Annotated in this window: 15 protein-coding genes; 8 read left to right on the top strand and 7 right to left on the bottom strand. The window is 49.7% G+C overall.

The window, feature by feature from the left end:
- The coding region (locus tag EOO50_RS14240) for an OB-fold nucleic acid binding domain-containing protein (protein ID WP_290840951.1) at nt 1-602 on the top strand (602 nt) is incomplete at its 5' end.
- Between the two features lies 1 nt (nt 603).
- Here EOO50_RS14240 and EOO50_RS14235 read toward each other — a convergent pair.
- The 3 genes from EOO50_RS14235 to EOO50_RS14225 are packed head-to-tail and all read right to left on the bottom strand — an operon-like array spanning nt 604 to nt 4,047.
- Nucleotides 604-1,659, bottom strand: a complete 1,056-nt coding sequence (locus EOO50_RS14235) for a sugar phosphate isomerase/epimerase (protein WP_290840950.1) — start codon at nt 1,657-1,659, stop codon at nt 604-606.
- Nucleotides 1,646-2,803 carry a Gfo/Idh/MocA family oxidoreductase gene (locus tag EOO50_RS14230; RefSeq protein WP_290840949.1) on the bottom strand — a complete coding sequence of 386 codons (1,158 nt, stop codon included), beginning with the start codon at nt 2,801-2,803 and terminating at the stop codon, nt 1,646-1,648. Before EOO50_RS14230 ends, EOO50_RS14235 begins: the two co-directional genes overlap by 14 nt.
- Complete coding sequence (locus tag EOO50_RS14225) at nt 2,803-4,047, bottom strand: nucleoside permease (protein WP_290840948.1); 1,245 nt, start codon at nt 4,045-4,047, stop codon at nt 2,803-2,805. Before EOO50_RS14225 ends, EOO50_RS14230 begins: the two co-directional genes overlap by 1 nt.
- A gap of 322 nt (nt 4,048-4,369) precedes the next feature.
- On the opposite strand from EOO50_RS14225, the gene EOO50_RS14220 reads away from it, so the two are divergent.
- The 3 genes from EOO50_RS14220 (at nt 4,370) to EOO50_RS14210 (ending at nt 12,866) form a co-directional block, all read left to right on the top strand.
- The gene (locus EOO50_RS14220) at nt 4,370-11,290 is read left to right on the top strand and encodes a GEVED domain-containing protein (RefSeq protein ID WP_290840947.1); all 6,921 of its coding nucleotides are present in this window, start codon (nt 4,370-4,372) and stop codon (nt 11,288-11,290) included.
- A gap of 113 nt (nt 11,291-11,403) precedes the next feature.
- The gene (locus EOO50_RS14215) at nt 11,404-12,018 is read left to right on the top strand and encodes a hypothetical protein (RefSeq protein WP_290840946.1); all 615 of its coding nucleotides are present in this window, start codon (nt 11,404-11,406) and stop codon (nt 12,016-12,018) included.
- Between the two features lie 47 nt (nt 12,019-12,065).
- Nucleotides 12,066-12,866 carry a ThuA domain-containing protein gene (locus tag EOO50_RS14210; protein ID WP_290840945.1) on the top strand — a complete coding sequence of 267 codons (801 nt, stop codon included), beginning with the start codon at nt 12,066-12,068 and terminating at the stop codon, nt 12,864-12,866.
- A gap of 67 nt (nt 12,867-12,933) precedes the next feature.
- Here EOO50_RS14210 and EOO50_RS14205 read toward each other — a convergent pair whose 3' ends face one another.
- Nucleotides 12,934-13,416: a nuclear transport factor 2 family protein gene (locus tag EOO50_RS14205; protein WP_290840944.1), complete on the bottom strand. Its 483-nt coding sequence runs from the start codon at nt 13,414-13,416 to the stop codon at nt 12,934-12,936.
- 91 nt (nt 13,417-13,507) lie between these two features.
- Complete coding sequence (locus EOO50_RS14200; RefSeq protein WP_290840943.1) at nt 13,508-14,008, bottom strand: nuclear transport factor 2 family protein; 501 nt, start codon at nt 14,006-14,008, stop codon at nt 13,508-13,510.
- A 151-nt stretch (nt 14,009-14,159) separates the two neighbouring features.
- Here EOO50_RS14200 and EOO50_RS14195 point away from each other — a divergent pair, with 151 nt between their 5' ends.
- Nucleotides 14,160-14,651, top strand: a complete 492-nt coding sequence (locus EOO50_RS14195; RefSeq protein ID WP_290840942.1) for a PPC domain-containing DNA-binding protein — start codon at nt 14,160-14,162, stop codon at nt 14,649-14,651.
- Between the two features lie 123 nt (nt 14,652-14,774).
- On the opposite strand, the gene EOO50_RS14190 is transcribed toward EOO50_RS14195, so the two are convergent.
- Nucleotides 14,775-15,464, bottom strand: coding sequence for a LytTR family DNA-binding domain-containing protein (locus EOO50_RS14190; RefSeq protein ID WP_290840941.1), 690 nt, complete (start codon nt 15,462-15,464; stop codon nt 14,775-14,777).
- The gene (locus EOO50_RS14185) at nt 15,440-16,495 is read right to left on the bottom strand and encodes a histidine kinase (RefSeq protein ID WP_290840940.1); all 1,056 of its coding nucleotides are present in this window, start codon (nt 16,493-16,495) and stop codon (nt 15,440-15,442) included. The genes EOO50_RS14190 and EOO50_RS14185 overlap by 25 nt, the downstream gene beginning before the upstream one ends.
- 234 nt (nt 16,496-16,729) lie before the next feature.
- Here EOO50_RS14185 and EOO50_RS14180 point away from each other — a divergent pair, with 234 nt between their 5' ends.
- The 3 genes from EOO50_RS14180 to EOO50_RS14170 are packed head-to-tail and all read left to right on the top strand — an operon-like array spanning nt 16,730 to nt 22,379.
- Nucleotides 16,730-18,115 (top strand): TolC family protein, encoded by a 1,386-nt coding sequence (locus EOO50_RS14180; protein ID WP_290840939.1) that lies wholly within the window; start codon nt 16,730-16,732, stop codon nt 18,113-18,115.
- Between the two features lie 3 nt (nt 18,116-18,118).
- The gene (locus tag EOO50_RS14175; protein ID WP_290840938.1) at nt 18,119-21,307 is read left to right on the top strand and encodes an efflux RND transporter permease subunit; all 3,189 of its coding nucleotides are present in this window, start codon (nt 18,119-18,121) and stop codon (nt 21,305-21,307) included.
- Complete coding sequence (locus tag EOO50_RS14170; RefSeq protein WP_290840937.1) at nt 21,300-22,379, top strand: efflux RND transporter periplasmic adaptor subunit; 1,080 nt, start codon at nt 21,300-21,302, stop codon at nt 22,377-22,379. The genes EOO50_RS14175 and EOO50_RS14170 overlap by 8 nt, the downstream gene beginning before the upstream one ends.
- Nucleotides 22,380-22,413 lie beyond the last annotated feature (34 nt).

Genomic DNA, 22,413 nt, shown 5'->3' with positions numbered 1-22,413 from the left:
GGCAGGCACTTTGGGAAGTTTCGGCTTTATCCGACGTTCCGATCGGGATGTTTGAAGGTCAGCCGTCGGCGAGCGTTTCAGAACCTCAGTTGGAATTGCCGTTTTTGACCGATGCCGCCCACGTCGTCGAAGATTATGCGACGACCGGCTTGTCGTTGAAAGCGCACCCCGTGAAATTCGTGCGCCAGCAGCTTGACAGCCTGAACGTGACGCAAACCGCGAAAATGTCGGGCATGAAAGACAAGGATTTGATTAGGGTTTCGGGTTTGATCACCGTGCGCCAGCGTCCCGGAACGGCAAAAGGCGTGCTTTTCATCACGATCGAGGATGAAAGCGGATTCGCGAATCTCGTGGTCTGGGAAAAAGTATTCCAGGAATATCGCAAGGAAATCCTACAGGCGCGACTGCTCATGGTCGAAGGAAAACTGCAGATCGAGAAAGGCGTGGTCCACGTTATCGTGCACAAATGCTACAATATGTCAGGCTTGCTCAAGAATTTGGCGAGGAATCACGATCAGGAAATATTCGCTTCTTCGTCTCCGCGTGCCGATGACAAATCTGAAATCGAAGGCGTGTTTTACAAAGGCCGAAATTTCAGGTGATTCAATCCAAGCCCAAAATCCTGTTGATTTTGCCACGGTCGATTTCACCGCCCGCAAAGTCGTCGAATTGCTTTTGTGTCGCCTCGATGATATGATTTTTAATGAACGAAGCGCCTTCGCGAGCGCCCTGTTCGGGGCTTTTGATGCAACATTCCCATTCCATCACGGCCCATAGATCGCAATCGTATTGTGTAAATTTCGAGAAGATTTTTTTGAAGTCGATCTGGCCGTCGCCCGGAGAACGGAAACGCCCCGCGCGGTCGATCCAGTCGGAATAGCCGCCGTAAACGCCTTGTTTTCCCGTCGGGTTGAATTCGGCATCTTTTACGTGGAACGCTTTTATTCGGGAATGATAATGGTCGATGAACGCCGCGTAATCGAGTTGCTGCAACAGTAAATGACTCGGATCGTACAAGATGTTCACGCGTTTGTGGTTGCCCGTGGCTTTTAAAAAGCGTTCGAACGTGACGCCGTCGTGCAAATCCTCGCCCGGATGGATTTCGAAACAAACATCGACGCCGTTCTCGTCAAAATGATCCAGAATCGGAAGCCAACGTTTTGCGAGTTCATCGAAACCCGCCTCAACCAAGCCTTCGGGGCGTTGCGGCCATGGATACAGCGTATGCCATAATAACGCGCCTGAAAATGTCGCGTGAGCCGAAATCCCAAGCTTTCGCGAAGCCGTTCCCGCTTTTTTGACCGCGTCGATCGCCCATTCGGTGCGCGCTTTCGGGTTATTTTTGACCGAATCGGGAGCGAAATTGTCGAACATGACATCGTAAGCCGGATTCACCGCGACGAGCTGTCCTTGTAAATGCGTCGACAATTCAGTGATTTCCAATCCATAGCTGTTTATCGTTCCCTTGATTTCGTCGCAATAGTCCTGGCTGTCGGCGGCTTTGTCGAGGTCGAAAAGCCATTTGTCCGACGTCGGGATCTGTATGCCTTTGTAACCCAAGTCGGCGGCCCATTCGCACAAACCGTCGAGCGAGTTGTAAGGCGTTGTGTTTCCTATGAATTGCGCGAGAAAAATCGCGGGTCCTTTAATCGTTTTCATGTCGTTGTAATTTTGTCCACGCCGAATTTTTGCTGTCGCTTTCCACGGCCGCGCTTATGAATTCCAAGCCTCGAAGTCCGTCGTAAACACTCGGGTAATCGGGTTTGATTGTTCGGCCTTCGTCAATCGCCGAAAGATGTTCCGCGAAACTTCGGTAAATCGTCGCGAATGCTTCAAAATAACCTTCGGGATGTCCTGACGGAATTCTCGAAATCGATGAAACTTCGGGATACAAACCGTTTCCGTTCGCCGTAAATATTTTTTTGGGTTCGTCGAGCCAGCGCGTAATGAGTTCGTTCGGGGTTTCCTGATGCCATTCGAGGCTGCCTTTTTCACCATAGACGCGGATCGAGAAATCGTTTTCCTCTCCGGTTGCGATCTGGGAGAATGACATCGTGCCCTTCGCGCCATTTTCCATGCGCAGTAGGATGTTTCCGTCGTCGTCGAGTTGTCGACCTTTCCCGAAGCGACCAAGATCGGCCGCAATTTCAGAAATTTTCAATCCCGTGATGAACTCGGTGAGGTTTTCGGCATGGGTTCCGATGTCGCCGAGTGCGCCGCCTTTTCCTGATTTCGATGGGTCGGTTCGCCATTCGGCCTGTTTGTTGTCGGAATTCTCAACCGCCGTCGCCATCCAACCTTGAAGATAATGCACCTGGACTTTTCGGATATTCCCGATGTCACCGTTCGCAACCATCGCTTTGGCCTGTCGCACCATCGGATACCCTGTGTACGTATGCGTCAATGCGAACAGCAATCCGGTTTTTTCAACCAGCGCGATGAGTTCTTTGGCTTCATCTTCGTCAAGCGTCATCGGTTTGTCGCAGACGACGTGGAATCCGTTTTCGAGCGCCATTTTTGCGGGTGCGAAATGCAGGTGATTCGGTGTTGTGATCGAGATGAAATCCATGCGCTCTCCGTCGGGAAGTTGTTTTTCAGACAAGATCATTTCCTCGAAACTTGCGTAACATCGGTCGTCGGGCAAGAACAAGGCTTTGCCGCTCTCTTTGGATTTTTGGTGTGAACTGCTGAACGCGCCGCAAACCAATTCGATTTGGCCGTCCAACATCGCCGCTTTTCGGTGCACGTCTCCGATAAAAGAGCCGATCCCGCCGCCGACCATTCCCATTCGTAATTTTCTCATCAGGCTTTATATTCTATTTTCTCGTTTTTGAAGAAGAGTGCGAAAATGATCATGACCACGAACGCGAACGCGGCCGGGAAAAGCCAGATGGCTTCCCAGTTGTGTTTTATGCCGTTAATCGATGTTTTAAAATAGCGATTCAGGTCGGTGATGATTCCGGCGATCCAAAATCCGATGAGCATCCCGACGCCGTAAGTCGCGAGCGTAATCAAACCTTGCGCGGCACTTTTGCTTTTTTCGCCCGCTTTCGAATTCGTGTATATTTGGCCCGACACGAAGAAGAAATCGTAGCAAATGCCGTGAAGCGCGATTCCCGTGAGCAACATATATGTTTGTTCGCCCGCGTTTCCGTACGCGAATAAAATGTATCGCAACGACCAGGCGAGCATTCCTGCGATGAGCGTCAGTTTGAATCCGAAGCGCTTGAAAAAGATCGGCAGCATGAGCATGAACCCGACTTCAGACGCTTGGCCGATCGTCATTTTTGCCGTCGGATTTTCCATTCCAATTTCCGAAAAAAACGGATTCGCATTTTGATAATAGAACGCGAGCGGAATGCAGATGAGCACCGAGGCGATAAAAAACATCAGGAAATTCCTGTTGCCCAAGAGTTTCAATGCGTCGAGGCCGAGGATTTCGGTGAGCGACGCTTTCTCGGACGACGCTGGTCTTGGAGGCGTCGCCGGCAACGTGAAACTGAAAACCCCGAGTAGTGCCGAAGCGATCGCAGTCATTAAGAATGTGTTCTGTAAAAATCCAGCCTTTATGTTTTCGGCCGAATCCCAATGGAATGCGAAGCTGATCGCGAGTCCGGCGGCAATCCATCCGATGGTTCCCCAAACGCGGATCGTCGAGAAATCCTTAGCGGGATCTTTCATTTGGTTGAATGAAACCGAATTCACGAGCGCCAAGGTCGGCATGTATGCGATCATGTACGCGAAGACGTAAGGATAGAAACTCTCGAAATCGGTCGCGACGCTGAGCTTGTACATTAGAATCGCGCCCAAAAGATGCAGTACGCCCAGTATTTTTTCGGCGTTGAAATATCGGTCGGCGATGAGACCGATCACGAAAGGAGCGATGATTGCGCCCCATGATTGGGTTGCGAATACCATGGCACTTTGCGATCCGCTGGCGCTGAGGTTGTTTGCGAGAAATGTTCCAAGGGTGACGAACCATCCGCCCCAAATGAAAAATTCGAGGAACATCATGAGCGAAAGTCGCGAGCGTATTTTTAGATCCATGCGTGAAAATGCCTTTTTCCAAATATACGATTTGTAGAATTTAGAAAGATAACCGAATTTTTGAACTGGATACGTCTCAATGAGCAGCATTACGTTATTGGCTAGCAAAGACGCGATATCGTCAAGAATTCGACGGTTTTCTTACAAACCGAAAAAATGCGGACCTTATTTACATTGGGCCGAATCTTTGAACATCCTGCAACAGTTAATCGATGAAAGTTAGTGTTTTAACGATTTAGTAGATAATTCCGAAAAATTAACAGTTGAGGCTTGATGAAATTCTTACATTTAAACATAACAACAATTCAATTTTTAATTTTATATGAAAGAAAATTACGCAGACCCATGCGTGGTTTCGGGTTCTTTGAAACTCAAGCCGCCGTTTCTAAATTGCCTTTCAGGCAAATTGTATTTAACTTTGGTTTTGATGTTGCTGACAATTTCGGCCGGCGCTCAAACTTTGATCAGTCCGACCGGAGACGGTGGATTTGAAACCGGAGCGACTTTTGCGGCCAACAACTGGTCGGTGGCTAATGAAGCCAACAACCTTAACCGCCTGTGGCAAATTGGAACTGGACAAGCCGGTTACACGGGAACCCGCGCGGCCTTTATCGGTAACAGCTCGACAACGGTCGGTAGTGCCACTGCGGCTAGGGCGGTGCATTTGTATCGATCTATTTCGGTCCCGGCCGGAGCGGTAAATATCCAGCTTTCATTTAAGTACAAGCAGGCAACGGCGGATTATAGCTTTTCAACCTTTTACGATTATATTACGGTATCCACGTCGGCCGCTACGCCTGTTGGTGGAACAGCATCTGGCGGAGCGATTCAATTCGGGCCTTACCCAACTGTGGCAGTATCGACATTCACAACACAGTCGGTTACCTTACCCAACAGTTTGGCGGGAACCACAACCAACTTGATCTTTACTTTTTTTGCGGATTCAGCTACACCACACGCCTATGGAGCAATCGACGATGTTTCACTTACGTATCAAATTCCTGCATGCGGTGCGCCTGGAAATGTTGCCGCTTCTGCACTCACAAGTTCTTCGGCAAATCTTTCTTGGGTAGCTCCCGCGACGGCGCCGACTGGCGGATACCAATACGAGTTACGTACTTCGGGAACTGTCGGATCAGGAGCTACCGGACTCGTTTCAAGCGGAAATTTAGCTGCTGGCGTAGTATCTCAGCCTTTTTCGACATTGTCTCCGGCAACGAATTATACGTTTTACGTGAGATCAAATTGTGGCGGCAGCGGCTTCAGTACATGGAGTTCGGTTGCTTTCGCTACGACTTGCGTACCGATTTCGACTTTGCCACATATTGAAGGGTTCGATGCGGCGACTTTGCCGAGTTGTTGGAGCCTTGTAAATACTGAAGGCGCCGGATGGGCACCAACGACAACCATCGCAAGTGAAGTTCCATCACCTCATTCAGGTACTCGATTTTTGGGCTTGGCATGGAACGGTGATACGGGCAACACATCCTTTTTGGTAAGTCCTGTTTATAATCTATCTGCTTCTCCAACGGCAAAAACGCGCGTAAGTGTTTGGTTTTATCGTTCGGCTAATGCCATAAGCGCTGACGCCGTGACTTTCTTCGTGAATACGTCGGCATCCATCACGGGAGCGACCCAACTTATGATTTTGAGACGTTTGAATACTGCCGCACCAGCTGTCACAGCTGACGGTTGGTATCAGTATTCGGCCGAAATCCCTGTGTCTTACAATTCAGGAAATTTCTATATCATCGCACGCGGTGTGAACACGACTAGTTTTAGCTCGTATTCGCTCGGGCTTGACGATTATTCGTTGGAATTCGTTCCGCCGACGGTGACAAGTTTTTCGCCTTCGACAGTTTGTTCCAACAACCTGGCCGGTACGGTCGTCACACTTTCCGGGACCGAGCTCTCAGGTGTGACAGGCGTTACGCTTAATGGAGCAGCCACTCCGTTCACGGTAAATAATAGTACGACAATCACGGTAACGCTGACGGGATCATCCACGGCGGGATCTTTTGTCGTGACTGGACCGAATGGAACCGCAACAAGCGCAGGAAACCTTGTCATCACGGCCAATCCAACGGTTACACCGATAATCGGTGGAGACACGGCATTGTGCGTTGGCGGTTCGCTTGCACTTAGCACAGCGTCGCCCGGAGGAGCTTGGAGTTCTGGAAGTCCATTGGTCGCGACCGTTTCTGAAAGTGGTGTCGTCACGGCGGTTGCTGCCGGAACCGCGACAATTCTATACACGGTTACCGACAACGGATGTTCGACCAGCGTTTCTACAACTATCACAGTAAATCCGCAGGCAACATCTACGAATCCGACCAGCCAAACGGTTGTTACGGGTGACGATGCTACGTTCTCGGTAACGGCGACGAACGCTGCGGGATTCCAGTGGCAAGTATCTGAAGACGGAGGCGACAATTTCGACGATATTGCCGATGGCGCGCTTTATTCAGGTACGACTACGGCGACACTTACGATCATCGATACGCCCGATACATTAAACGAATTCGTGTACCGTGTGATCGTTCTCGGAATAAGCCCATGTGCCGACATCGAAACTGCCGGAGCCGACTTGTTGGTTGGTGATACCGGGATCGAGGAGCAACCTGAGGCATTCTCACTTTGTACGACAGGAAATGGAATCGCAACTTTTACGGTTGTAGCTTCGGGGACAGTCGATACATACGAATGGGAAGTTTTCAAGACTTCGACGTGGCTTCCAATTACCGACGGTCCGTCGGATAATGTAGTATTCAGCGGATCTGACAGCGCCCAATTGACCGTTAGCGGCGTGACGCTCGCAAATTCAGGCTGGCAATTCAGGGTTCGCGTGGTAGGATTCGGAAATCCGGTGCTATCGAACGGCGCACAACTTTTGGTGTATTCGCCTCCTGTGGTTTCGAATGATCCGGCGCCTCAAAGCGTTTGCTTCTCAGGCGGATCCACTCAATTCCAGGCTAGCGCCACGAATGCTGCAAGCTATCAGTGGCAATATTCCACGAACAATGCTTCTTTTGCCGATGTGACGAATGGTGTTCCGGTTGGAGCTACATATTCGGGAGCGACTACAGCGCAACTGAATGTTACGACTACGGCTGCGACTCCTGCATCGGGAACATATTATTATAGAGTGATCGCCTTAGGTTTCGCATCTTGCGCCAACGCGACGTCTCAGTCGGCTCAATTGAGTTTGACGACTCCGAACATTACGAACCAGCCTGTGGCGACAAGTTTGTTGTCAGGACAGACGGCGACGTTTACCGTTGCTACCGATGCCGCTTCTCCTACATATCAATGGGAATACGCGACGTCAGCCGGTGGAACTTATTCTCCGGTAATCAATGGAAGTCCGTCAGGTGTCACGTATTCGGGTGCGACATCGGCTACCTTGTCGGTGACTGCGTCCGGAACCGTGGTTGACGGATCGGCGAATTATTATCGTGCGAGAATCGTCTCAGCGGGTTGTCCGACACAATCGAACAGCGCACAATTGTCGATCACCAATTACTGTATTCCATCGGGAACAAACGTGAACACGTTCATTTCAACGTTTACGACTACCGGCGGAACGACAAATATCAATAACCCTTCGGGCGGAATTTCGTCGGGCAACTATGGCAACTTCACGAACTTCAACGTGACGCAGCAGCAAGGTTTGCCGATCGGATTCAACACTGTCCTCGGCGGAGTTGGAACAGGAGTCGGCGGCGCTGTTTGGGTCGACTGGAATCACAACGGATCTTTTGAAACGACTGAGCGTGTTTATGTGACGGCTGCTTTCGGATCGACTTTCTCAGGAAACTTCACGGTGCCTTTCGACGCACTTACGGGTCCGACGAGAATGCGTGTCGTGGTCGATTTCCAAATCGCGAGTCCTTCGAATCCATGTATCAATACAACTGGTCGTCGCGAAACTGAAGACTACACGTTTACGGTTTTGGCCGCGCCTATTTGTTCGGGAACTCCAGTCGTAACCACTGCAACGGCATCGGCGACATCGCTTTGTACGTCGGGAACGGTTACATTGACAGCCACGGGAATTCCTGCGGGAGTCGTTGGTCTTTCAACGCAATGGTACAATGCACAAGGTGCGATTTCAGGAGCTACGAACGCTACGTATACAACGCCTTTATTGACGGCTTCGAACTCGTATTTCTTGCGATTGACATGTAGCGCTTCGGGTCAGTCAGCTGATTCGAATACTATCAACGTAACGGTAAATACGCCATCGGTAGTCGGGACTACACCAGGCAGCCGTTGCGGTTTCGGGACAGTGAACCTCGCTGCGCAAGTCGCTCCGGGTAACGTTGCCGCTTGGTACGCAGCGAACACAGGTGGTGCGCCATTGGCAACGGGAACTTCATTCGTCACACCGTCGATATCGAATACGACGACTTATTATGTAGCTGCTGAGGCGATTGCGAACGGAGTTGGAACTGTAGGAACGGGAACTGCTCAAACTGGAGCAACCGACGAACTTACGGCTTTTTGTAACCGACGTCCGGAGTATCGCGCACAACTATTGGTAAGCGCAGCCGAATTGACCGCAGCGGGACTTCGCGCGGGTAATATTACATCGGTCGCATTCAATATCAATACGATTGGAGATGCGGCTACGAATTCGAACTTCAAGGTAAGAATGGGATCGGCTGCAGGTACGACATTTACGAACACTACGTTTGTTGCAGGTTTGACTGAGGTTTTCTCGGTTGCAAGTTATACGCATGCAGTCGGTGTAAACACGATCAACTTCTCGACACCTTACAATTGGGACGGCGTTTCGAGTGTAATTGTCGAAATCCAACATTCAGGTATTGACAATATCAACAACGCAAGAACGGTTTATACCGCTACTACCGGAAATACCGTTTTGTATAACTATTCGACTACGGTTGGAGGTGCATTGCCGACGGGAATCTTGTCAACCAATCGTTTCAACATGACGTTCGGTGGTTCGGTGGCTTGTTCATCGGCTCGTACTGCGGTCGTGGCAACGGTAAACACACCGCCTGCGCTTTCGTTGAGCGCGACTTCGGCTACGATCTGTAGTGGTTCGTCGACGGCATTGGTGACACTTACTTCAGATGTTGCGAATTACGACAGCTACACTTGGACGCCTTCAACAGGAGTTACGGGAACGGCGGCTACAGGATTTACGTTTTCAGCTTCGGCGAGCGGTTCGTACACATTGACCGCTACGAATTCAACTTCGTCATGCGCGAGTACGGCTACGTTTACATTGACGGTGAACCCGTTGCCTGAAGCTATTTCAGTTCCATCGGCTGCGATTTGTTCTACCGACGCTCCTGTCGTATTGAGTTTATACACGAACCCGACGGTATCAGGTGGTTGTTTGCTTGCGACGAACGGACAATTCCCGAGTGGAACCACAACGGCTACGGCTTGCGACGGTACTTCGGTAACTACGGTTTCCGCAAATGCTTGGGCTGCCGAATACTCGGTTATAAGCCTGGCAGCAAATAGCCGATACGTATTTACGTCGACCGGAGCCGGTGATTTGGTTACGATAAGCAATCAAGCAGGAACTACAGTTTTGGCTGCAGGACCATCGCCATTGACGTATTACACGACGGGCGCGGCGACTGTTAGATTCTACACGCAGATAGCGACATGTGCGAATCAACAAACGGCCAGGACGCGTTCATTCGTGTGCAGCACTTTACCGACATTGACATGGTCGCCGACCGCCGGTTTGTTTACCGACGCGGCAGGTACGGTTCCTTACACGGGAACGGCTGCGAATACGGTTTACGCAAAACCAGCGAACACAACGGTTTATACGGTTACCGCTACAAACGCTTCGTCATGTGTGAGAACCGCGACGACTACCGTGACGGTGAATCAGGCGACGACTTGGTATGTCGATGCCGATAATGACAACTATGGAGATTCCTCATTGCCGACAATCCAGGCATGTACCGAACCGGCGCTTTATGCCGCTGTAGGAGGCGATTGTAACGATGCCGTTGCAGCCGTGAATCCGGGTGCGACCGAAGTTGCGTTCAACGGAGTCGATGACGACTGCGACGGAACGATCGACGAAGGAAGCCAATTGTTCTCTCAGGTATTGGCTTCGCAATGCGGAACCACGCTTGCCACGATCAATTCTTTGATTGGAGCCGTAAGTTTCGGAGCACCTGTCGACGGATATCGTTTCAGGGTCGTAAATACGACTACGAATGCGGTTCAGGTCATCGATCGCACAGCACCGAACTTCCAGTTGACAGCCCTTACAACTTACGATTATGCTACGACGTATTCGATTTCAGTAATGCTTCGTCGCAACGGAATCTGGCTTAATTATTACGGGCCATCGTGTCTGGTTTCAACGCCGGCCATTTTGGACGCGGGTGGAGCAGCTTCAGTAACGCCGTCCCAGTGTGGCATTACGTTGCCGAGCATCGCGACGCTTATCGCGACGACAAGTTTGCAAGGCGTTACAGGATATCGTTTCCGCATCACCAATGTTACCGATGCGTCAGCGCCAAACCAGATACAAACGCTTGACCGCGTCACGCATTGGTTCTCGTTAACTATGTTGAGCACCTATGTTTACGGTACGACGTACACGATTGAAGTGGCGGTCAAAACGGGAAGCAGCACGACTTATTCAGGCTACGGAGCGCCGTGTACGGTTTCGACGCCGGCCGTTCCGTCTATCGTGAATCCGGGAACAGCTACTACACCGACGATGTTGTTCAATACCGTAAGTATGAATCGTGCGACATCGTATCGTTTCGAGCTGACTCTCGCAGTTGCGCCGTTCACGACGATAATCGTGGACCGTACGTCGCATTACTTCAGTTTCAGCAATGTTCCGGGATATATTCCGGGCGCGCAATACGCAGCTCGCGTTGCCGTGATGACATCGGGTGTCTGGTCTCCTTTCGGGGAAGCTGAATTGCTTACGGCTCCGGGAGCGACTCGTGGAATGTTCGAAGAGGAAACAGGGCCAAGCATCGCATTCCGTGCGGTTGCTTATCCGAATCCATACGCCGAAGGTTTCGCGCTCGACATGGACACGCCAAGCGATGAACGCATCAACGTGAAAGTGTACGACATGGTTGGAAAACTTCTTGAGAACAGCGACTTCGCGGTCGATGCGATCGAGGTACAACAATTCGGGGTACGTTTCCCTTCAGGTGTTTACAACGTCATCGTGACGCAAGGAGAATTCGTGAAAACGCTTCGTGTGATCAAGAGATAAATTTTGTTAGTTTTATTTGAAAGCCTCTTCTGGAAACGGAAGAGGCTTTTTTTTTGCACCGAAGCGATGCGGCAATCTACGTTACGCAAAACACTTTTTCGTACGTTTGTCACATGTACGATTCATCGGATTTCAAAAAAACCTATCAAAACCTGTCGAACGGGGAACTCGTCGATTTCGCGAGGCACAAATCGAAAAACCTTCGAAAGGAAGCGGTTTTGGTGCTCAAGCAAGAAATTGAAAGTCGTGGCCTCGATTCGGGTTTGGTTAAATGGGTCGATACCGAATCGAACAAATTCGAAGGCGCTGAACGTTCATCGCTGATCAATAGAATCCGAAATCTGCGTTGCCCGAGATGCGACAGTGCGAAAGACAAATTATTTGGTTTCGAGATCAATTACATTTATTCGTATCTGATCTCGTGCAATCACGTCCGAAAAGAGAAAATACTGTGCAGAAGCTGCGGCAGCATCGAGAAATTGAAAGCGATCGCAACCACTTTTTTTACCGGTTGGTGGTCGGAAGAAGGTTTTTTTATCACGTTCGTGACACTTTCAAAAGACACGGTGAATTTCTTGTTCACATCGAAGATCAGCGATGGTGTCTTTGATCGATTCGTGACCAAAAATACCGGCTTTCTACGCCGACGCGGAACCGAAATAAAAACGCTCGAAAACCTGATCCTAAAACAAAACAGGATTGAAACGCCCGACGAAAATGATCTTTGATCCGGCATAACCGAATCGGTTTTGTATCTTTAGGTAAATCCTGCCTCATGAAAAAATTCGTTTTCTTTCTGGTTTTTCCAATCATTTCGGTCGCCCAACAGCCGCTTTTTAAGGTGCTCGCGTTTTATACGGCCAAGAATGACGCGGCTCATGTGAGTTTTGTCGACGAAGCGAACATTTGGTTTCCGGCCGTGGCGAGAGCATCGAACTTTTCGTACGAAGCGACTTCCGATTGGAGCAAGCTCAACACCGAGAACCTCAAAAACTACAAGGTCGTCCTATTTCTCGATACGCGTCCCGAGTTGCCTGAACAACGATTGGCGTTTGAGAATTACATGAACAACGGAGGCGGTTTCCTGGGATTCCATTTCTCGGCGTTTGCGCTCGACGGTTCGGCAATCCTGAACGACTGGCTCTGGTACAACAATGATTTTTTGGGCTGCGGACAATACGTGAGCAACACTTGGCGCCCGACGTCGGCCGTATTGAAAGTCGAAAGCAAATCGCATCCCACAATGAAAGGCGTCGCGTCGATCTTCAATTCCCAGCCTAACGAATGGTATCGATGGGAAAAAGATCTGCGCCTGAACCCCGATATCGAGATCCTGCTTTCGATCGACCCTAAGAGTTTTCCGCTCGGAACCGGCCCGAAACCGCATGAGATATGGAACGAAGGTTACTATCCGGTTTTTTGGACCAACAAAAAGTTCAAGATGGCCTACTGTAATATGGGCCATAACGATATGGTTTATGAAGGCGGAACGAACGCTACGTTGTCAAAAACTTTCGGAAATGCGAACCAAAACGCCGTGATCCTGAACACGATATTGTGGTTGGGGAAACAATGAAGAATTCGCAATCCCAGAAAATCTGTAAACTTAAGCAATTCAACACTTTAGCACTTCAACGCTCAAATCACTTGTTGTCATCAGGCGTCTGCATATCTCGAATGCACACGTATTTTCCGTTGCGCTTATGGAAAATGGAGAAGAAATTTCCGGTTCCGTAATTGATTCCTTTCGGATCCGAAATCTTATAATGTCCGATCTCAATTACTTGTTGTCCGTCGCTTGAAGGTATGATTTCGGTGATCGTATATTTGATTCCGGCGCGTTTCGGAAAACCCTTCGCCAAATCTTCCATGCTTTCGCGAATTTCCTCTTTTCCGTGCAAAGGCTTGGCGTTGCTGTCATAACTTATGGCGTCGTCGGCGTAATACGTCATGATCGAATCGACGTTTTTGGAGTTTACGGCGATAGCGTATCGGTCTTCGATTTCCTGGATTTCAGTCTTTATCTCGCTGATTTCACTTTCGCCGAGTTCAGAGCGTTCAATTGGTTTTTCGCACGCGAGCAACATCATTGCCGGCGCAGACAAAAGTAAAGTTCTAAACTTCATAACCTTTCGTTTTTGTTTCGGCTAATTTACGACAACAAAAAACGCCTGAAAATCAGACGTTCGTGTAGGTTGTGAACAATAATATTAACAGTTACGGTTTGCGGTTCGGCGAATCGGGCGTTTGCATGTCGCGGATGCAGACATATTTCCCGTCGCGTTTTTGGAAAAGAGAGAAGTAATTCCCGCTTCCGAATGCGATCCCGGCTTCGTCCTTGATCTCATATCGGCCCAATTCGACAACCTGATCCAAATCTGACGACGGCAAGACTTCCTGCACCGTAAAATGGATTTTGGCGGTTTTCGGGAACGGCGTCGAGGATTTCCTGATGTCGCTTCTAATCGCGTTTTTACCTTCCAATGGCGGACCGTCGGCGTTGTAACTCACGGCGTCGTTCGCGTAATATTTCATGATTTCGGCCGGGTTGTTGGCGTTTACCGCATCGGCGTAGGCGTTTTCGAGCTCTTGGATCTGTGCTTTCACATCGGTGGTTTCTTCAGCCGAAGCTTGTGACGCGTCGGTATTTTCGCTCGGTTCTTTGCACGATTGTAGCGTGAGTACGGCCAGGGCGAAGGTTAGGATCTTGATTTTCATAGTTGTTATTTTAGGTTCGGATAAAGTTAACATCGGCAAATTGAACTTCTCTTATACCATTTGCGCGCGATTTTGCAAAGTCTGCGGCAATTGGCTTTTGGTTAACAGCGCGAAGGAACTTTAATCGGTAACTTGTCGTAAAAGATGATTTATGAAGACCATTTACTCAATATTCTTGATCATGGGGTTATTTTCGGCTTCGGCCCAAACCAAAAAGCAATACGTGAAAGTTCCTGAAGGCTATCTCATGGTGCTGGAACAAGGCGATGATATTTTGAAGAAACTGGAGGAATTTGCGATGTCTGAAAACATACCGTCGGCGAATTTCACGGGAATGGGATTCGTGAACATGAAATTCGGCTACTTTAATTTCGACACCAAAGAATATGAACCCAAAGAGTTCAAAGACGTCGAACTCGCGGCCATGCAAGGTACGATCGCTTGGCAAAAAGGCAAAGTCTCGATTCACGCGCACGGCGTGGTTACTGACAAGACGTTCGCGGCTTACGGCGGCCACATCTTAAATGGAACCGTGGGGAAAGGAACGCTTGAAGTGATGATTTTCGTCCACGATAAGAAATTCGAGCGCGTGAAGGACGAGGTGAAAGTGTTTAATGTGTTGTGTTTGGAGAACTGTCGGTAAATAGTTGATGCGTTGATTTGAAGGTTTGGGTTGAGATGACAAGCTTTTTTCAATTCGGATAAGATTGCAGTTGGGAATTTCCTCGAAATACGTTGTCATTTCATTGTTTCTCGAGTTTTCGAATCAACGCAATCTTTCACTCAATTCCCGACGATACGTGATTCCAACCGGGATTTTCTCACCGTTCACCGTAACCGTTTCGCGGTCGTGCGATTCGATGTTTTGGGTTGAAATGATGTAGGATTTGTGCACGCGCATGAATTTGTCCGACGGCAAACTGCCTTCGAGTTCATTCGTTGTCATCGAGGCGAGCCACGTTTTTTGAGGCGTAAAAATCTTCACGTAATTGCCGAAACTCTGTGCGTACAGCAAGTCGTCGAGCGCGATGTCGATGAAACTGCTGTCGACTTTTACCGAGATATGCGTACGGTTGCTGCCAATGATCGGCTTCGGGAACATCTCGAAAAATCTCGCAATTGCGCGTTCGAACCTCGGATGGAAAATCGGCTTGAGCAAATAATCGATCACGCCGTAATAATAACTTTCAAGCGCAAATTCGGAATAGGCCGTGGTCAGGATCGTCTTCGGCGGATTGTCGAGTTGTTTGAGCAATTCCAAACCCGTGATTTCAGGCATGTCGATATCGAGAAACATCAAATCAACCGAATTTTCGCGCAAATATTCGGCCGCCTCATAGCCGTTGTAACATTGGTGCGCGAGTTCGAGCTTGTCGTGGTCGGCGATGTATTTTTCGAGTACGTAATGCGCCGCGGGCTCGTCATCGACGATCAAACAACGGCGCACGGCTGGCATGAAGCGATTTTCTTGAGTTGGAGTTTGAGCCTGACTTCGAACTTGCCATCGTTGTCGGCACACGAGAGTTCGTGTTGGTCGCCGTAAAGCAATTGCAATCGTTCGGTCGTATTCTTAAGCCCGATTTTGGTCGAGACGACCTTGTTCTTCTTTTCAGGAATCGAATTCTCGAGCGTGAAATCCATCAAGCCGTCGGTGATTGAAATCGACAAATGCACGAAACAGCTTTCAACCGTTCCCGTTCCGTGTTTGAACGCGTTTTCGATGAAGTTTATGAGCAACATCGGGGAAATCTTGTAGCCGTTCTCGTTGTCGGTGTTGTATTCGAACTTGATGTCGCAGCGATATCCGAGACGTTCGCGTTCCAATTCGATGTAACTCGTGATGAATTCGATTTCTTCTTCGAGCGTCACATATTGGCGTTGGTCGCTTTCGATCTGGTACCGAAGTAATTGCGACATTTTCATGATCAAATCGCTCGTGCGTTCCGGATATTGAAGGCTGATTCCATATAAAGTATTGAACGTATTGAACAAAAAGTGCGGGTTGAGTTGGCTCCTGAGCGCCTTCAATTGCATTTGGTTGAACAACATCGACGCGTCCTGTTGGCGTTTTTGCTCGCGGTATAATTTGAGCATTACCGTCGGGCCCAAATACAAGATCAAGGTTCCGGTAAGCGACGCCATTTGGTATACGGTTCCGCGCCTGTAACACGGATAATTGTCGAGCTTTGGAAGGAAATTCTCGGCGACTTCATAAATCACAAACGTGAAAAGCAGTATCAGAATCAGACTAAAACCAATGTACAGCAACGGTTTTTGCTGCTTCAAGAATATCGGCAATACGAAGAAACGGTTGATCTGGGCATGCGCGTACAACATCACGAAATACGAGAGCGCGGCCGCAACCGATTCGCCCGACGCATATTCGATCCAATCGTTCTTGAGCAGATGGATCGTGAGCATGAACCCGAAAATCGCGAGTTCCTGCCACCACTTGTTGTCCAATATCGAGTTGATCCTCTTATCCATTTCTAACTTCGAAGTTCATTGTTCGTTATTCATTGTTCAACATTCCTTTCCTAGTACTTGAATAACGAAAGTCGAACAACGATCAACGAATGTTGAACAAAGCTACAAAGAACGCAATTTTTCACCTTAAAGTGGTTTTCAAATGACGAATGCAATTGGTCATTTAAACAACTGTTTAGCATATCGTTTAGAGAAATCCGATTTAATTTTGTGCCACCTCTACAAACTCAATTTATGCCGAAATTTAAAATTCCACTTTTTCTGCTGCTGCTATTTTCGGTTTTTTCGCACGCTCAAGTCTTGAGTTTGCCCGATGCCGTGGCCGCGGGAGTCAAAAACTACGGAACGGTCAAGGCCAAGGACAGCTACGTCAAGGCTTCCCAGGAAACCGTCAAGCAAACCCGACGCGATTATTTACCCAATTTGGTGCTTTCAGGCCAACAATCCTACGGAACCGTGAACGGACAAAACGGTCCGGCCTACGGATTCGGAGGTTACGGCGTCGCATCGTCGGGGTTACCGTTGCCCGAGCAAAACTGGAACGCGGCTTTCGGGGCGCTTTACCTCGCGAATGTCAACTGGGAATTCTTTACGTTCGGGCGTTACCGCGAGCGGATCAATCTCGCAAAAGCCGATGCACAGCGCAACAAAGCCGATCTCGACCAGGAAATTTTCCAACACAAGATTCGCGTTTCGGCCGCTTATCTCAATTTGTTGGCGAGCCAGCGATTGCAGCGTTCGCAAGAAAAAAATCTCAGCCGCGCCAAGGTTTTCCTGAATACGTCGGCGGTGCGAGTGAAAAATGGGTTGCTTCCGGGAGTCGATTCGACACAGGCGAGCGCCGAGGTTTCACGTGCCAAGATCGAACTCAACCGCGTCAAGGATCTGGTCAAGGAACAAAACAATCGGTTGGCGTTTTTGATGGGCGTCGATGTGGCCGAGTTTACGCTCGATACGTCACTCGTCGCACGAATTCCCGTGAACGTTCTCACGATGGAAAAACCGTCGGACACCGTAAACCCGATCCTCAAATACTATAAAAGCCGCGTGGCATTCAGCGACCAACAAGTTAAATTGTTGCGCAAGAATTATTTCCCGTCGTTCAGCCTTTTCGGGGTTTTTCAGACGCGTGCTTCGGGTTTTGAGCCCGATTATGCGACCGACCAAACCTCGTTTTCGCACAATTACGCCGACGGAATTTCGCCCGACCGACAAAATTACCTCGTCGGAGTAGGCGTAACGTGGAATTTGACGAATATTCTCCGCGCAAGCAAACAGGTTTCCTCCCAGAAATTCGTTTCGGAAGGTCTGAAACAGGAATTCGATGTGGTCGATGAGCAGCTCAAAACGCAAAACGATGCCGCCGACGCCAAGATCCGTTTCGCTATGGACAACTACAACGAAGCGCCCAAGCAAGTCGCGGCCGCCCAACAAGCCTACCTGCAACGCACGACATTATATCGCAACGGCCTGACCAATTTGACCGACGTCACCCAAGCACTTTACACGTTGAACCGGGCTGAAACCGACCGCGACGTGATCTACACGAACGTATGGCAATCGCTGTTGCTAAAAGCCGCGTCTACGGGCGATTTCAATCTATTCCTAAAAGAATTCTAAGCCATGAATTTAATTCGTTTCGCACTCCGAAAACCCATTTCGATCATCGTTCTCGTTGCCGGGCTTTTCTTCTTCGGGATCGGCGCCGTCCGTGATATCAAGGTCGACATTTTGCCAAAGATGGATTTGCCCGTAATCTATATCGCGCACCCGTTCGGCGGCTATACGCCCGACCAGATGGAAGCGTATTACGCCAAAAATTACATCAACATCTTATTGTTCGCCAACGGTATCAAGGCTATCGAGACCAAGAACATACAAGGTTTGATGCTCATGAAACTCACGTATTACCCGGGAACAAACATGGCGCAGGCCGCGTCCGAACTTTCGGCCTTGTCGAATCGTATACAGGCGATTTTCCCGCCGGGTTCCCAGCCGCCGTTCGTGATCCGATTCGATGCTTCGTCACTTCCGGTCGGGCAGTTGGTGTTGAGCAGCCCCACGCGATCGAACAACGAGTTGCAGGATATGGCGAACATTTACGTGCGCGCTTCGTTCACGCAAATCCCGGGATTGCTTTCTCCGGCTCCGAATGGCGGTAGCCCGAGAACCATCGAAGTCAACGTCGATCCTGATCTATTGCGTTCCCACAACCTCACGCCCGACCAAATCGTCGAAGCGATCAGGCTCAACAACCAAACCGCGCCTCCAGGAAACGTGCGCGTGGGCGATAAGAATTACTTGATGCCGACGAACTACACGATCCGCGACATCAAAGATTTCGAGAAAATTCCGTTGTTCAAGAATAACGTCCAGAATTTATATTTGGGCGACGTCGCGAAAGTCAAGGATGGCGCCGACATCGTAGCCGGTTACGCGCTCATCAACGGCAAGCGTTCCGTTTACATGAATATCGCCAAAGGTGCCGACGCTTCGACCTGGGAAGTCGTCAAGAATTTGAAGGCCGCTTTGCCCAGAATCCAAAGTACGTTGCCTGAAGACGTAAAACTTTCGTATGAATTCGACCAATCGGTTTACGTGATCAATTCGGTGAAAAGTTTGATCACTGAAGGCGTGATCGGCGCGATCCTCACGGGTTTGATGGTGTTGCTGTTCTTGGGCGACAGGCGTGCGGCTTTGATTGTGATCCTGACGATCCCGATTTCGATCATTTCAGGCGTTTTGTTCCTCAAGTTATTCGGATTTACGATCAACCTGATGACGCTTTCCGGTCTGGCGCTCGCGATTGGAATCCTCGTCGACGAAAGTACCGTGACGATTGAAAATATCCACCAGCATTTCGACATGGGCAAACCCAAAGCGCTCGCCATTTGGGACGCTTGTAAGGAAATCGCGTTACCGAAATTACTGATCTTGTTGTGTATTCTCGCGGTTTTCGCTCCGGCGTTCACGATGATCGGCATTCCGGGCGCGTTGTTCCTTCCGTTGGCGCTCGCAATCGGGTTTTCGATGGTAATTTCGTTTTTGCTTTCGCAGACATTCGTTCCCGTAATGGCGAACTGGTTAATGAAACCGCATGCGAAGAAGCATACATCAGATGCCGACGATTACAACCACGACGGCAAAGTCAGCGGGTTCGAAAAGTTCCGCGGCCGATTCATGAAGCTCATCAACAGGTTGTTTCCGGCGCGAAAATTCGTTTCGATCGCATATCTCGTCGTGATAACGGCAATCGCGTATCTCGCGCTGAACTTCATCGGGCAGGACGTTTTCCCGAAAGTAAACTCGAGCCAGTTCCAGCTTAGGATGCGAGCTCCCGTGGGAACCCGCGTCGAACGCACTGAAGAACAGGCCAAGGTCGTTCTTAGTGAAATTAAAAATATAGTTGGTGCCGAACACGTTTCGATCACCTCGGCCTATGTCGGGCAACATCCGGCCTTGTTTTCTATCAACCCGATTTATTTGTTCACGTCTGGCCCGCACGAAGCCGTTTTCCAGGTCGCGTTCAAGGACAACGAGCTCGACATGGAAGAATTCAAGGATAAGCTGCGACATAATCTCGCGAAGGTGCTGCCATCGACCAAATTGTCGTTCGAACCCATCGAACTTACCGACAAAGTCCTGAGCCAAGGCGCAACGACCCCGATTGAAATCAGGGTTTCGGGCAAAGTCAAGGCGCTCAACGAGAAATACGCGAACATTCTCGTCGAGAAATTGCAAAAAACCGATTATTTGCGCGACGTCCAGATTGCACAACCCGTGAAATATCCGGCGCTGAATGTAGACATCGACCGCGTTCGTGCCGCGCAATTGGGCGTCGACATGAGTGATGTTTCGCGTTCTCTCGTCGCTTCGACGTCATCGTCCCGATATACTGAAAAGAACAACTGGATCGACGAGAAATCGGGGCTTTCCTATTCGGTTCAGGTCCAGGTGCCGCTCGACCAGATGCGCACTGAAAACGACATTAAGGAAATTCCGTTGTTGCGCAACCAACTGCGTCCCGTTTTGGGCGACGTCGCGACGATTTCCCCAACGATCACGCACGGTGAAAACGACAACATGGGCGCCACGCCTTACGTTTCGGTCACCGCAAACATCAACGGTCGCGATCTGGGAACGGCCGTGGAAGATGTGAGAAAAGACATTGAATCGCTTGGTGAATTGCCGCGTGGCCTTTTCGTCGAACAATATGGAATGGGAACGGTTCTCGAAGAAACGATGAGCAGTCTGCAATCAGGGCTTTTGGTCGCGATCATGGTGATTTTCCTGATGCTGGCCGCGAATTTCCAATCGTTCAAAGTATCGTTCGTGGTCTTGACGACGGTTCCGGCCGTTGTTCTCGGCTCGTTGCTCATGTTGCTTTTGACGGGATCGACGTTGAATTTGCAATCGTACATGGGAATCATCATGTCGGTTGGGGTTTCCATCGCGAACGCCGTACTTTTGGTCACGAACGCCGAACAGCTGAGACGTGAAAACGGCAACGCGATAGAATCGGCACGTGAAGCCGCCGGCTTGCGCTTAAGGCCGATCATCATGACGAGTATTGCGATGATCGCGGGAATGTTGCCCATGGCGATCGGACACGGCGAAGGAGGCGATCAGGTTTCCCCGCTCGGACGCGCCGTAATCGGGGGATTATTGTTCTCGACATTCGCCGTATTGGTAATTCTCCCGATGATATTCGCTTGGGTTCAGGGCAACGCCACGACACAATCGGTATCGCTCGATCCTGAAGACGAACAAAGTAAATTTTTTGAAGCACCCAAAACATCCGAACATGAATAATAGAATCATAGCCGTCGCCTTATTTTCAGTCCTTGCATTTGGTTGCGGATCGAAAGAAGAAGAGAAAAAACCGGTCGTCGAAGCCGCTCCGGAACTGGAAACCGTCGCGTTGACCAAAGAAAAATTGTCGACCGAAATGCGCGTTCCTGCTGAACTTACAGGTTTGAAGCAAGTCGATCTGTACGCGAAAGTGTCGGGATTCGTAAAGGATTTGAAAGTCGACATCGGATCTGAAGTCAAACAGGGCCAATTATTGATCGTGTTGGAAGCGCCTGAGATGAGTTCGCAATTGTCGGCCGCACAATCGCGCTATAAATCGCTCGAATCGAATTACATCGCAAGCAACGGGACCTACAAACGGTTACTCGAAACCAGTAAGGTCGAAGGGACGATTTCCAAAAACGAACTCGAACTCGCCGAAGCGCGTAAAAATGCTGATTTCGCACAATTCCAGGCAGCGAAGGCGTCGTATGGAGAAGTGGCGAACGTTCGCGATTATTTGCAGATCCGCGCGCCGTTCGATGGCGTGGTGGCCGCCAGAAACGTGAATTTGGGCGCGTACGTCGGGCCGACTGGTTCCGGCTCGGCGTTGCCGTTGCTTACGATCCAACAACAGGATAAGCTGCGTCTGTCGGTTTTCGTGCCGGAGCAATTCTCGGGTTATCTCAAACAAGGCGACGCGTTGTCGTTCAACGTAAAGTCGATGCCCGGACAAAAATTCGATGCGAAGATCGCTCGTATGTCAGGCGCCTTGGATGCGAGATTGCGTTCGGAACGCGTCGAAATGGATGTGACAAATTCAACAAAGAGATTAAAACCCGGAATGATCGCCGAAGTGATTTTGCCGTTGAATGCGCCCGACAGTACGGTCGTCGTTCCCAAAACCGCGGTCGTAACGTCAAGCGAAGGCGTATTCGTGTTGCTCGTCGAAAACGGAAAGACCAAACGCGTCCACGTCCAGAAAGGGCGCGAATTTGAAGATAGGATCGAAGTTTTCGGGGAATTGCCCGAGAATGGGGAAGTGGTCAAGATCGGGTCTGAAGAAATCAAGGACGGCACACCTTTGAAATAGAAAAAGCCGCAATTCGAATCACTCGAATTGCGGC

The sequence above is a fragment of the Flavobacterium sp. genome (assembly GCF_004211145.1).
Classification (GTDB): domain Bacteria; phylum Bacteroidota; class Bacteroidia; order Flavobacteriales; family Flavobacteriaceae; genus Flavobacterium.
This window is presented reverse-complemented; position numbering and strand designations above follow the sequence as displayed.